A 12429-nucleotide genomic window follows, 5' to 3' on the forward strand; every position below is an offset into this window, starting at 1 on the left:
GAGGCAAAGATGTTCTCTTCCCCGGAAGTCTCTGTTCCCGGCGCTGTTCTGGTAGCGGCAATGGTCATTGGTGGCGCCGCTTATGTACTGGCGCCGGAGGTCGGCACCCGCCTGGTCGCGAATTCCCATGTCGTCGAACGCTGTGAGAAGGGCCTAGCAGATGAGGCCAGGCGCGCGCGGGATGAGGCCTTGTCTCGAATTAATTCGCATGCGCCGGCAACGATCGATGCAGGCAAGCTTTTCGAAGGATTGTTTGGCGGACGGCCTGGAAGCACAGAATTCTTCGACCGCTACGGGCAGAGTCTGAAGAATATCACGAATGCTCTGCAGGGGCCGGCAGCCGCTCAGGCGGAAGCTGCGCAACAGGTAGCGGAGCGAACTGCTGCGGCAATCAAGGAAAAATTCGAAAGGCAAGCGGAGGCGCATGAAGGCGTCTGCGCCTGCCGCGCACGACTTGCTGTGAACGCGGGCATCAACTCGCTCGCTCTGTTCACGGCCACCGGCGGCTGGGTTCGGTGGGCTCCGCTCACGGACTGGAGCGCCGCAATGGCCGCTCGCGAAATAATCTCACAGTGTGAAAAAGGAGTTTTGTGATGCGACAAGCACAACTCGATCTATTCGGCGCGACCCTGTTGGTTGGTGGGCTCAATGACGAACTCGTCGCCGAACTGAATGCGATCTACCCGGAGTGGCGCTCGGATCTGCGCGAAATTCTTGAAGAGCTGTCGAAAGGCGACGATCTCGAACTTGCGATCCTTGCTCAGGAAGCCCTTTGCGAATTCGAGCAATGGGTGGCCACGAGATGAGACGGAAGCAACAGAAACGTCGCGTGAGTCAGGCGAGCATCCTGGTGATCGATCCCAAGGGACAGGAAACATTCGAACAGGTCGGCCGCGTCTTGGACGGTGTGGGCATCAAATACATCGTGCTCGCTGAGGTCATGCTGATCGACGCCGGAGAACTCGCTGATCCGGAGGCGGGATCATGAGCGATCAGCCTCTCTATCGATCCGGCAGTTATTCCGTGTCGCGGCAACTCATCTCAACGCATCGGCATGACTGGAAAATGTCCGAGGTCGTTGCCGTCGAAGTTAGCCGGGTCCCGTTCTTGTCGTCGCTCTCAATCGCCTTCGCAGGCCTTCTGATGATCTGGGGTCTACAACCTATTCTCTATCTCCACGAAACCCTGCTCGGCCTTGCCGCGATCGGCGTGATCGCCGGTATCGGCAGCCAGATCGCGATCCTACGTGTCTCGATGGAAGCGCTACGCGGTACCGAAACCGGGCAGGTGATCGGTCGGCATCGAACGCTTTCGGCTATGCGCCGCGCGATCAGAACCGTCCTTACGGAACAGGAGCGCGGGCAATGATCTCAGACACGCAACAAACACCGATGCCCGACTCAGGAAAATGGTCGCGCATAGTCCGTGTGAATCTGCTCCTGGCAATCTCTGCCATCATGGCCTTCGCGGGTTCGCACCTGTGGGGAATGGAGCGACAACATTATCAGGTGTACGTCACCGGCTTCGTGCTGTCGGCCGGTAGCGTGTTGGCAGCGTGGCAGGCCCTCAATACCGGCTGGGAGGATTATCGCAAAAAGAAAGCCTTCGAGCAGCTATGGAACGAGGCCGGCGGGCCAAACTCTGCGAGGTTCCTGAGCGACGAGGATCTCGAACGCTTAGGCTGTTTCGAGGGCGGCCGGCTGCTCGGGGCGACGTTTTCCGGGCGGCTGATCTACGCGCCGAAGAAGCTCCCGGAGAGCCATAGCGCGGTTTTCGCCGCTAACGGCGGCGGCAAGACCAGCTGCGCCGGCGTACCTATGATCCTGTCGATCCTGCACCAGATGGCGGCCGGCAAGAAAGTCAGTCTACTAATAAATGACCCGAAGGACGGCGAGGTGTTCGGCCAGGTCGCGCCAGTGCTGGATCGCCTGGGCATTCCTTACGTGCTGGTCGACAACTGGAGTGTCTTCAAAGGTCATCCTGCCAGCGTTCATCTCAATCCGTTCGCGATGCTGCACCGGATTCGCAAGAGTGACCCTGCGTCGGCGGAAGAATACATCGAGGCGATCGCCGCGGCCCTGTGCCCGATGCCGGAGCACGTGAGCCATCAGGAGTACTGGTATCTCGAGCCGCAAATACGCCTGGTGATCGGGATCAAAGTTGGCCTGATCCTATACGGCGACAGGCTCGAGCCAGGTCATGTCTGGGCAATATTCAATTCTCCCGAACAATACGCTAAGGCGCTAGAGATTGCTGCAAAGCAGGGAGACGAAGCGCTACGCGGCCAGGCGCTAAAGGTCATGCAGTATATGGCTAACAAGCAGCCGCACGAACCGTCGCACGTTGGCAAGGCCCTTGCGTGCGTCTCGGCATTCTCTTCGAGCGGATGGCTTCACGAACTCGTTCCGTCCAATCCGACAAAGCCGATCTTCACACACGACAAGCTGATGACGAGCCCGATGGTGGTGTTCATCGTCGGCCGATCCGACTCCTCCGGGCAGGCCAAATCCTACTTCGCACTCGAGCTTCAGGCGTTCCTCAGGGCCCAGCTCACGATGCCTTTCTGGCGGACTCATTACTATGCAGACGAGGCCGCCAGCACGCCGATTTTCGAGTTAACAGGCCGTATACAGACCGTCAGAGCCAAAGGGGCAAGGCTTGCACTGGTATTCCAATCGGTCCCGGGTATGGAAAAAGCGTTCGGACGCACCGGCGCAAAGATCATCGCCAACGAGTCTGTCGTAAAGCAATATTTGAGCTTCAGCGATCCCGAAGAGGCTGCGCGCATCAGCGCCGCCATTGGCCAAAAGATCGTCATTAAGCCGAGCGTCAGCGCGACTTCCAGTCGAGCCGATTACAGCGGCACCTGGAGCGTATCGCGAGAGCCGCTGATGTCGCAGGAACGGTTGCTGTCGATGTCCATCAACCAACAGCTCATTCACATTCGGGGCGCGGGCTGGGTTCTCGCGCTGAAGGTCCACCAGTCCGAGATCGGCCCTTATGCGCAATGGCTGGGTCGCAATCACGTGGAGGACCGCGAGCCGGTGATCAACATCAGGTACCAGCTGTAGGAGAGGGCGATGCGCTATCTGCTTTGGGTGCCGTTGCTAGGAGTCGTGTTTGCGGTCTACGAACTCGTCGGCCTTCCCCATCTGTGCTTCTCCTACGAGTTTTCGGCGCGCTCCATCGATCCGATCGAGAAGCGCCACTACCACTCGTGCACCTTCGTCGGCCCTTACGGACGTTGGACCGAAACGGCTGTGTCGGGCCGCTGCCCCTGGCTCAGGTGGAAACGTTCTGATGTCGTCAGTTGAGATGAAATGCGCTGCCGCCTAGCAGCGCCGATCTAAGGAGCCGGAGCCGTGTCACGTGCGCGCGAGATCCGCATCGCCTTCGACCTCTCGTCCATGCGCGAGTTGTTGCTGGCGCTTCGCAACGTCAAATCCGAACAGGCGCAGGAAATATGGAAGGAAGCGAAAAAGATTCAAGATAAGGCGCAGCGCCTGCGTGACGAGGAGAGGGCGCGCTTTGCGCGGAACTACGACGCGCGCGTCATGGCGTACGCAAAGTACGTCCGGGACGAGGATAAGCCGCCTCACCGTGCGCATGAACCGTATCCGTTTCGGGGCGCGAAGATGGACGAGGTCGAGGTACAGCGCGCCGCGACATTGAAGGCGGAGAGCGGTCACTTCCGTCGGATGACATCGATAACGAACGGAGAATTCGATCGGCTCGCCAAGTTGTGTGAGCACGCGCGCGACAAAGGTCTGATCAAACCGGGGCGAGATTTCGAGAGATCGGCGAGCCGGCAGCGCTTGCGCGACGCGTGGCGCGATCACGGTCCCGGCCGCGAGCGGGACAGGTAGAACGAGTAAGTTTGTATGCGTAGGAGTCTGCGATGAGCACGACAAAGCCCCTAAAGGCCAATGGCGGCGACTTCGTTATTGCCGCGGAGGTGCGCACAGCAGAGAGCGACATCTATTTAACAACGGCGGAAGCAGCGCAACTCGTTCGTCTGTCGCCGCGGACATTGGAGCGTCTTCGCCTGCAGGGATCTGGTCCAAGATACTTGAAGGCGGGCAGGGGCAAGAAGGCCCGCGTTCTCTATCGACGGACGGATTTAGTCGCGTGGCTGGAAGAGAGTGAGTTCAATTCGACGTCTGAATACTAGGGCGTTCTCGCCGATAGGGTGTCTTAACAGATGGTGCGAGCGGCCGGACTCGAACCGGCATGCCCCGTGAAGGGCGAGGGGTTTTAAGCCCCTTGCGTCTACCGTTTCGCCACGCTCGCGATGCAGACAGATCGCCCTTGTGCCACAAGTTGTGAGACGCATTCAAGCGCACCATCTTGCCTATAGCACCTCATTCAAGCTGCAGTGACTAGGAGGTTGGCATGAGAGACGATGAGCGCATTTGGGCGGTAAGGAAGCTGCTGGATGAGTACGTTCGAAGCCCGTCACTACGCCACGTTCGCGATCCAGAATCGATTGCTCGGCTCTCAAGGGACATTGTCAATCGGCTGGACGGAGGCAATTCGATCTGGCGGAAATGGGATGCAAAGCGGGAAGCTCTGGTCAGGTCAGCGTTGCCCTGCTGGATCCCAATTGAGGATATGCAAGGCTTCTTGAACCGCATGCCAGGACCGCAACTGACCCGAGTCGACGTTGAACAGCGCCTGCGCGCGTTTGAAGAGGAAGAGTACTTTGAGCACCGGAACCAAGCGTTCGAAAAGGGATGCCTAACCATCTACCGCAGAGAGAAGGCGAAGGGAACTGAGCTAACAGCCATTGTCGGTCTTCTTCGAGATTATGTACAAGAACTAGAAGACCGTACTCGCGTTGAAGAGAGAGAGCGGTATCGCGAGATCCAAAATCAGAAACGATTGCGCCGCGGGCAATTGCTTGCCTCAGGTGCGGATTGCAACTGGTCTCAAATCGAGGGGTTCCCAAATTGGCATTGTAGGAAGAACGGCAGGACTTACCGATTGTCGCCTTCCAAAAATGGGAAGTGGACTTTACAGGAAGTCAGTGGCGTCCAGGATACCCATGTGGGGTTTCCGCTAGGAATATATTCTAGTCGTCGCGAGGCGACGAAAGCGATCCGGACGTTGGCGTATGCCTAGTAACCCTTAGATGAGCTCACTTCCCTCGACCAGCGCTCTGCAATGTCCGCCCTGGGTCATCGTCGCGCGTTGCTGGTTGCGCTAACCAATGTCCGGTCTGCCTTGGACTGCGGAAGCGCGGACTTACGCTGCAACTGGCTTTCGCTGAATTTTTAACGGAAGGGGCCGCCTTCGCAGGCCCGCCCTCAGACCTGCGGTGACCGGAATGTCCTTCATCGATTGGGCGATGAGGTCACCCGTCGCATCAACAAGCTGAACGGCGCGGCTGTCGGAGACATGCGCATAGATCGCAGTTGTGTCCTCGTCAGAATGGCCGAGCAAGATGCCGAGAACGCGCGTCGTGCCGCCGGCATCGATGGCCCTGTTGCCAAAGGAGTGACGGAGGTCATGCAACCTCAGGCCGGGCAGCTTCGCCAGTTTGCGGATGCGCTTCCACGGTTTAGCGATGTTGATGAGGCTTTTGCCGGTGACGTGGCCGACAAAGACGTAGGGATTGCCTTTGACCTTCGTGAGCCCGGACAGTACCGCCAGAGCATGGCGGTTCAGGAGGATGGACTTGGGCCCGGTCTTGCTGTCTGGCAGGACAAGAATGCGGCGCTCCTGATCTACGTAGTCCCATTTTAGGGTCAGGACCTCATTGCGGCGCGCGCCGGTGAAGATTATGAGCCAGATCGCCGCGACGACGTACGTGCTCTCCGCTCCGTCGCGGATCACGCACCGAAGCGTGTCGCCAAGACGCTTGGCTTCGTCAGGTGAAAGATACCTGTTGCGCCTCATCTCCCTGTAGCGAACGACGCCTTTGCAGGGATTTGAGTCCTTGTCGCGCCATCCGCGCTCGATCGACCAGTTCATCATCTTGGAGAAGGCGGTGAGGACGTTGTTGGCGTTCCTGGGCGTCTTGCCCATCGCTTCATGCATGGCCCTGACGTCGGCTTGAGTGATGTCCTTGACCGTCTTCTTCTTGAAGCGGGGGAGGACATGGAGCTTGAGCATCCGCTCATACTCTTCCTTGGTCCGGGGTTTGATCCGCATGCCGTAGGTCTCGATAAAGGCGGCGACAGCGTCCTTCATGAGCGGCGACGGGTTCGCCGGCGCTTCGGGTCTGGGTTCGATGCCTTTGCGCGCGCTGAAGGCATAGTCCCGCGCGAGGTCGCGCGCCTTCTCGACGGTCACGACGCCAAGCTTGCCAAGAGACAGCTTACGCTGCTTGCCGCTGACCCTGGTCTTGAGAATGAAAGAAATGCTGCCGTTGGCATTCTTCCGGGCGAAGAATCCAGGGACATCCTTGTCCCAGACGATCTCGCCAGGCTGAAGCTTGCGAACGCGAGAGAGGGTGAGAGTCACTTCGGACATCGGCTTTACCCGGACGCTGCCGAGGTACCACGGAGGTACCACGAGACTGAGAATTCCGGGGTAGTATGGCGCAAGGCCGAATGCTATCAACCCATATTTTAAAGGACTTTGCGGGCCTCAGCGTAACAGGGAGTAGGCCTTCATCCAGTCTGGGGGACTGGGGGTCGGAGGTTCAAATCCTCTCGCTCCGACCAATCATCTCGACAAAGAACCGCTACAACTTGCTGCGCCGGGCGCGGGCGGTCGGGTCGAATGTTGCCATGAAAGTCCGGTGTCGCGCTCCCGCCTAGAGTAGGGCGACCACGACATCGTTGAGTTCCTGGCCAGCGACCAGCACAAGCGCCGCCAACGAAATCCATGCCCCGGCCACGATGGAGATGCCGGCGGCGATGAAGTGTTTGTCAGAACGGCCGAAAATCATCACGAGCCCTGCCGCCGCAAAGCAGACGACAGCAACGCAAACGCGGAACGCAATCGCAAACTCGATCATAGTCATTGGAGAATAGCTCCCCGTACGGATCGATGGCAACGGCTCAAGAATAGGCGATAGGGTGATCTGTATCAGGACACCCATTTAGAAAGTCTTAACGGGCTAGCGTCTCCGCCCGCCGGCGTTCGGGGTACCCAGACGGCTCCGGGGGCGCTAAGGCAGCCGGTCCAGCATGCGGTTTGCGAAGAAGGGTATGAAGCCCAGATCCGAAAGCCGGGTTCTCGCAGCCTCAATCGTGCTCGGGTCGTCGAGATACTCGATGGCCAGTATCGGCCGCCCCTGGCGCTGGGCGGATTTGAGCCTGCTGAGGCTCCAGGCAATTTGCTCGTCGGTATTGAGGACGCCCGGCTCGTTCAGCCCGTAGAGCAGGCTTTCTTTGCTCACCGCATCTATGGCTGCGAGATAGGTGTTGTTGCGGAGCAGCTCCTCGGAGTTTTGACCGATCAGGAGGAAGCTGTGATCACGCGCACGGGCATAGCGCGCGAGCTCCTCCACGAGGTGCGCCATATCGGCTGCAGCGGTTGCGCGCTCGGCACCCAAATCGCCGTAGGCGTCAACGCGGTCCAGGAACACGCCGTCGAAACCAAGATCCAAAATGCGATCGAGACCGGACTGCGGCGTCCCAAACAGCAGCCGCTTCCAGGCATCGGTCCAATAGTGAGCAACGAAACTGCCGGGCCAGTTGGGATTCTCTGGCCCCAGCCATTCGGGCGGATCGGCGCGCCAACTGTTCTGCCAGTACGAGCGGTAGCTCTCCGCTTCTCCGACACTCAAATAGGCCAGAACCGTTCGACGGCCCCCGTCTGGCTTTTGCTTGAGAAGCGCAACATCGGATGCGCTGAGGCGTCGTCCATGCGTGTCCTCCGCATCGGGATCGATGACGATCAGGTCGAGCGCGGATTTCGCGGCCTCGGCCACGTTGAGATTTTGGAACTGGCAGCCCCAGGTCTTGGCGGCGTTGAGACGCGACTTGGCGTCGGCGAGCTCAGGCTCGGCGATCGCTCCGCTGACGGCGCTCACGAGCGCCGCGAATTCCAGGGCGCGTCGCGTCATCATCCGCAAGCCTCCATCGCGAAAAGTCGCGTAAAGGCCATCAGCGCGCATTGAGGCCTCCCTTTGAGGGGGCCCGCGGCGAAACCAGCCGCACGCGCACGACATCACCCGGCAGGAGTTCCGTTGTGTCCTCGGCCGGCATGACCGAGCGGGTGTTGTCTAAACGGCGGATGATGTCCAAAGCGGGCGTCGCGTAGAACTCGGAGAGCCCCTCCGGCCCCGACATCGCATTGAGGGTAGAGGTCGCGTGTGCATCCACGTTGAGCGTCCGTTCCGCGTCGGAGATTTCGGCGGTGGTCTGGGCCAACTCACGGCTCAACGAAAGCATCGTATCCGTTTCGAACTTCGCGCGTCCGTTGCGCACGGCTTCGAGCTTCTGCTCGGTTTGCGCCACGGTGATCCAGAAATCCTGTTTGCGCCCTTCGATGTCGGAGAGCTCGTTCTGTGCCGTGATAAGGCTCGACTGAACGACACCGCCTCGTTGTTGCAGGCTTTGCAAAAGATCGATGCGGGTCGAGCGGCTCTCCTTCTGGGCGTCGAAATGGTCTGCGCGCTGCCGCAGTTGGGCGAGGTGCTTTTCCGTGCTTTCGATCTGCTGGTCGAGATCGTTGGTCGTGGCTGCGCGGGCGCGGCGGCCGGCGTGCAGAAGCTCCGTTTCGTCGCGGATAAGCCGTTCGGCTTCATCGGAGCCCGCCAGCTCTTTGAGCCGAGCAGGCACGGCAATGGTCGACGCCCCATCTCGCTCGGTCTCGAGACGCGCCTTCTTGGCAATGAGGCGTTTCAAACCAGCGCGTGTTTGTTCGAGCTTTTCCGCCCCGCGGAGCCGTTCGAGAAGCTGAGCTGACCGGCCCGCCCCGCGATCGATACCGCCCGCCAGAGAAATGGCTTGGATTGCGATCATTCCCGGGGCGTAGTCATAAGCGCCGGAGTTCTTGACTGCGCCGACCACATAGATCGGCTGGCGCTTGACAATGGTGAGATTGACCTCCGCTGCCGTTCCCATGACCTGCGTGAATGAAGATTGGATCTCCTCGCGAACATCCTGCAACGCGCGGCCGGTGGCCGCCACGAAGCCGAGCCGCGGCATGCTGATGCGGCCATCCTGCTGGACGACGTAGTCGCCGCTGAGATCCAGGCGTTGAAAGTATGAGGCTGGCAATGGGGCTGCCGCGTTCGCTGTCGGCCCAGTGAATTGACGATCATCCGAGACATTGACCATCTCGAAGACCGCGACCTTAACAGTATCTCCGGACATCAGGCGTTCGGCTTGTGCCACGCTTTCGGTCTGCTCGCCGATGCCGTCATCGCGCGGACCGTTTGCGGTCTCTCTCTGCGCCGGAGCGCCTGCTTGCTCGTGGGTATCGACAGCCGAGTACGTGCGGCCGCTCCAAGCGCTGACCAGCAAGAACGCGATGAGGCAAAGAACACTACGCATATTTCAACTCCCTTGAGACAGCTACATACGCGCTGCCCCGAGTGCTCTGGAGAAGGTGAAGTACGTGAGTTGGCCGATGGAACGGTCGACGACGGCGAACGCGATCAGGCTCGATATGACGGCGGCCGCCAGATACCCGAGGCCGTAGTAGTCAGGCCCGGCCAATAGTGTGGCGATTGTGAAAATGCTGTTGAGAGTAAACTGGCAGGCACCCAGCAGGCAGAACTCGGTGTGCCGCTCGAAGAACAGGAGGAACGAGAGGCTGGCGAGAAACAGAAAATGAAAGCTCGCGCCGATCGCTCCGACGCGGAGAAGCCCGGTATCCTCATAGTGCAGTCCCGCCAGCTCGACGATGTTCGGAGCGGCCATGACGAAGATGAGGCATATGATGAATTGCGCTCTGCCAGTTCGGAGGAGTGCGCGATGTGTCTGTACCGCAAGGTCGCGGGCATTGCGTTCGATTGTTGTAAGCGTCGCGTGCGCGCTGATCGCGAGATAGTAGCGGCGATAGTTTCGTGTAAACGACGTTTCGAGAATGCTTACGAATAAGACGAGGCAGGGTACGATGCTTAGGTAGGCGATGAACATGGCGCCGTCGTAGGTCGGGGCATGGACAAGGCCGCTGAGCGCCTGTTCGCCTTCAGGGCCCGACCAGATGATCCACTTGTCGACCCAAACACCTGCGGTCACGAACGTGGCGCCGATCGCCAGCATTTTGTAAGTGCGCCCGAAATGGCCGAACGCCTGAAGGGGAGCGAGGATGTTCCGCATCGGATGCCGGAACTCGGTCAGGACGCGGTAGCAGAGCAAAAGCATGGTCACAAACAATCCGACGGCAAACCCGTAGGCCATCTGGACATAACTTCCGCCCGCTTGTGCAACGCCGACTGTGACGAATGCGGAAACTGCAAGCCCGCCCGCAAACGCCATCAGAATTCCGCGATAGTCCCGCAGCGCCGTGCTGAGGGCCAGTGCAATCCAAACGAAACCTACGACTGACGAGCAGATCACAACGGCGAGCCCTGCGGGCGAAACGGAAGAAACGAGAGCCAGAACCGCAAAGGAGGCTGCGGAAAGCAGCGCGCCAAGCAGGAGCGACGCGAGAAAGCATCCGAGCAAAAGTTCCGTGCGCCCAAGATGGAGAAGATCCGCCGTCATTCTGATGGAGATGATGGTGATTGGGGCTGTTGCGACAAGCGAGAGTGCAAACGCGTACACGACTATGGTGCGAAAGGCGGCGAGCGTGTCGAGTTCAAGGTCTTCGCGCGTCGTCAGGCTGATGGCAGCCAAGGCCAGGATTGTCAGGATCCATGGGCCGGTTGCGACGATGGCACCAAGCGCGTCGGAAGAAGTCACTCTCTCGCGAGGCGTATCCGCCTTCCTGCCGTGCAACAGGACTGGCACTGCACCGCTCATTGTTGCGAACCCTCCAATTCTCTGGCGCCGCTCGTACGTGCGCCGCGTCTTTCGTAGAGGAGGTGATAATTGCTGCTCGCTTGGCCGGAGTCGTAATATCTCCTGACGCGTTGCCTTAGTGTTTCGCCCATTGTCCGGCGCAGGTCTTCGCTTTCGAGAAGGCGCTTGGCAGCGGCTGCAATTTCGGATGGCGCAACGAGACCAGTCACATATCCACCGGGGCCAAGGCGAGGCTGTTCTTCCGCGCTGCCCTCGATAATTTCGCGGCAGGCCCCCACGTCGGTGGCAATGCAGGGAATGCCCGCGGCGCCCGCCTCAAGCAGGGCGAGCGGCTGGGCTTCGCTCAAGCTTGACAGAACCACGACGTGAATGCGTGGCATGTAGTCGACGATGTTGACGGTCCCGAGCAGGCGAACGCAGTCCTCGAGCGCAAGCTCTCGGATCAACTCGGAGCATTCGTCGGCGTAAGCGGGATCTTCGTCGAGCGGACCGAGAACAAGCGCGCAAAGATCTGGAATTTGGCGCCGCAGCAGAGCGGCCGCCGAAATGAAGGATTTAACATCCTTGATGGGGACGACACGCCCGATCAGGGCAAGCGTCGGTGGCGTGTCGTGGGAAGCCACGGGCAGCCTGCCGAAACGCGCCGGGTCGATGCCGTTGGCGATGACCGAAAGCTTTTCGCGTTCGGCGCCGAGTGCGAGCTGCAGCCGCTGATTGTCTCGATAGAGCGTAGTGATATCCGTGCACGCTTCGTAACATGCGCGTGCAAAGGATTCGAACGCTTTGGTCCAGAGGTCTCGGAGATCGATGCGCTCGTCGGCGGCAATACCTTTCTGAACCGTGTCCGCGATCCATTCGGCCATCAGGATTTCGATGCGCCGTTCGTTCGTGTAGATGCCGTGTTCCGTCAGGATAGCCGGGCGTCCTGTTTCGGCAGCCGCGCGAGCTGCAAGAAGACCTGCGTAGCCGGTCGAAATCGTATGGTAGATCCGGGCCCTTGGCAGTGGAAAGAGCAGGACAGAAAAGAGACCACCAAACAAGGCCTGCCAAGCCCAGTAGAAGTGGAGGAACGAGGCTTGCGGCATCAGGGCCTGGTACATCTTCACGATGGCGTCCCAGCTCGTCTCGCTCGCCTTGAGATCGGTCAGTGTCGGAGTGCATCCGTCGGTGCGGATCACACGGATCAGATGGGAGAGGGCGTCGAAACCGCCGCTGGGTTTCAAGAGAGCCAGCATCGCGTTGGCGAGCTCAGCGCTCTCCGCAACCGATGCCGCAGTTCCGCGGGAGCGTTTCGCGACCGGAGGATGAAGAACGAGCCGCTGGAGCGAGATGAGATTGCTCGGAGGCGCATAGCGTGACACGCGCGGAGCTTCATCAGAAACGATTGCGACGACATGAAAGGTAAGGGAGGGCTGCGTTCGCATCAGCCAGTCCAGCCAAGTCGACACGCCACCCGAAACAAAGGGGTAGCAGCCCTCGACGATCAGGCACACGTCAGCCTCTGTGCCGCGAGCGTCGGTAGCGAAGTGTGTGTCGGTCTGCGTGAGCATTTGGTGTCTCC

15 protein-coding genes and 2 tRNA genes are annotated in these 12429 nt (G+C 59.8%); 10 read left to right on the forward strand and 7 right to left on the reverse strand.

Annotated features, from left to right (window positions below; translation table 11 throughout):
• Nucleotides 1–9 precede the first annotated feature (9 nt).
• Genes VHO05_RS01665 through VHO05_RS01700 form a run of 8 tightly spaced genes read left to right on the forward strand, consistent with a single transcriptional unit; the run spans nt 10 to nt 4171 of the window.
• Nucleotides 10–594: a hypothetical protein gene (locus VHO05_RS01665; RefSeq protein ID WP_329644875.1), complete on the forward strand. Its 585-nt coding sequence runs from the start codon at nt 10–12 to the stop codon at nt 592–594.
• Nucleotides 594–806: a hypothetical protein gene (locus tag VHO05_RS01670; protein WP_329644876.1), complete on the forward strand. Its 213-nt coding sequence runs from the start codon at nt 594–596 to the stop codon at nt 804–806. The genes VHO05_RS01665 and VHO05_RS01670 overlap by 1 nt, the downstream gene beginning before the upstream one ends.
• Nucleotides 803–988, forward strand: coding sequence for a hypothetical protein (locus VHO05_RS01675; protein ID WP_329644877.1), 186 nt, complete (start codon nt 803–805; stop codon nt 986–988). The genes VHO05_RS01670 and VHO05_RS01675 overlap by 4 nt, the downstream gene beginning before the upstream one ends.
• Complete coding sequence (locus VHO05_RS01680) at nt 985–1368, forward strand: hypothetical protein (RefSeq protein WP_329644878.1); 384 nt, start codon at nt 985–987, stop codon at nt 1366–1368. Before VHO05_RS01675 ends, VHO05_RS01680 begins: the two co-directional genes overlap by 4 nt.
• The gene (locus tag VHO05_RS01685) at nt 1365–3071 is read left to right on the forward strand and encodes a type IV secretory system conjugative DNA transfer family protein (protein WP_329644879.1); all 1707 of its coding nucleotides are present in this window, start codon (nt 1365–1367) and stop codon (nt 3069–3071) included. The genes VHO05_RS01680 and VHO05_RS01685 overlap by 4 nt, the downstream gene beginning before the upstream one ends.
• Before the next feature lie 9 nt (nt 3072–3080).
• Entirely contained in the window at nt 3081–3314 is a 234-nt protein-coding gene (locus VHO05_RS01690) for a hypothetical protein (RefSeq protein ID WP_329644880.1), read from the forward strand.
• Nucleotides 3315–3362: 48 nt separating this feature from the next.
• The gene (locus VHO05_RS01695) at nt 3363–3866 is read left to right on the forward strand and encodes a hypothetical protein (protein ID WP_329644881.1); all 504 of its coding nucleotides are present in this window, start codon (nt 3363–3365) and stop codon (nt 3864–3866) included.
• Between the two features lie 32 nt (nt 3867–3898).
• On the forward strand, nt 3899–4171 hold the full coding sequence (locus VHO05_RS01700; protein ID WP_329644882.1) for a helix-turn-helix domain-containing protein: 273 nt from the start codon (nt 3899–3901) through the stop codon (nt 4169–4171).
• A gap of 31 nt (nt 4172–4202) precedes the next feature.
• Here the strand turns inward: VHO05_RS01700 and VHO05_RS01705 are convergent.
• A tRNA-Leu gene (locus VHO05_RS01705) sits at nt 4203–4290 on the reverse strand.
• Between the two features lie 102 nt (nt 4291–4392).
• Here VHO05_RS01705 and VHO05_RS01710 point away from each other — a divergent pair.
• Complete coding sequence (locus VHO05_RS01710) at nt 4393–5121, forward strand: hypothetical protein (RefSeq protein WP_329644883.1); 729 nt, start codon at nt 4393–4395, stop codon at nt 5119–5121.
• 123 nt (nt 5122–5244) lie between these two features.
• Here VHO05_RS01710 and VHO05_RS01715 read toward each other — a convergent pair whose 3' ends face one another.
• Complete coding sequence (locus VHO05_RS01715) at nt 5245–6474, reverse strand: site-specific integrase (protein WP_329644884.1); 1230 nt, start codon at nt 6472–6474, stop codon at nt 5245–5247.
• 126 nt (nt 6475–6600) lie between these two features.
• On the opposite strand from VHO05_RS01715, the gene VHO05_RS01720 reads away from it, so the two are divergent.
• Nucleotides 6601–6668: transfer RNA gene (locus tag VHO05_RS01720), tRNA-Leu, on the forward strand.
• Nucleotides 6669–6760: 92 nt separating this feature from the next.
• Here VHO05_RS01720 and VHO05_RS01725 read toward each other — a convergent pair.
• The 5 genes from VHO05_RS01725 to pelF all read right to left on the reverse strand — a co-directional run bounded on the left by VHO05_RS01725 (nt 6761) and on the right by pelF (nt 12418).
• Nucleotides 6761–6970 (reverse strand): hypothetical protein, encoded by a 210-nt coding sequence (locus VHO05_RS01725; RefSeq protein WP_329644885.1) that lies wholly within the window; start codon nt 6968–6970, stop codon nt 6761–6763.
• 147 nt (nt 6971–7117) lie between these two features.
• Nucleotides 7118–8020: an MJ1477/TM1410 family putative glycoside hydrolase gene (locus VHO05_RS01730; RefSeq protein ID WP_329644886.1), complete on the reverse strand. Its 903-nt coding sequence runs from the start codon at nt 8018–8020 to the stop codon at nt 7118–7120.
• Nucleotides 8021–8057: 37 nt separating this feature from the next.
• Nucleotides 8058–9452 carry a polysaccharide biosynthesis/export family protein gene (locus VHO05_RS01735; protein WP_329644887.1) on the reverse strand — a complete coding sequence of 465 codons (1395 nt, stop codon included), beginning with the start codon at nt 9450–9452 and terminating at the stop codon, nt 8058–8060.
• Between the two features lie 21 nt (nt 9453–9473).
• On the reverse strand, nt 9474–10868 hold the full coding sequence (gene pelG / locus VHO05_RS01740; protein WP_329644888.1) for an exopolysaccharide Pel transporter PelG: 1395 nt from the start codon (nt 10866–10868) through the stop codon (nt 9474–9476).
• Nucleotides 10865–12418 carry a GT4 family glycosyltransferase PelF gene (gene pelF / locus VHO05_RS01745; RefSeq protein WP_329644889.1) on the reverse strand — a complete coding sequence of 518 codons (1554 nt, stop codon included), beginning with the start codon at nt 12416–12418 and terminating at the stop codon, nt 10865–10867. The genes pelG and pelF overlap by 4 nt, the downstream gene beginning before the upstream one ends.
• Nucleotides 12419–12429: the final 11 nt, after the last annotated feature.

Source organism: Hyphomicrobium sp. (assembly GCF_036262015.1).
GTDB lineage: Bacteria > Pseudomonadota > Alphaproteobacteria > Rhizobiales > Hyphomicrobiaceae > Hyphomicrobium_C.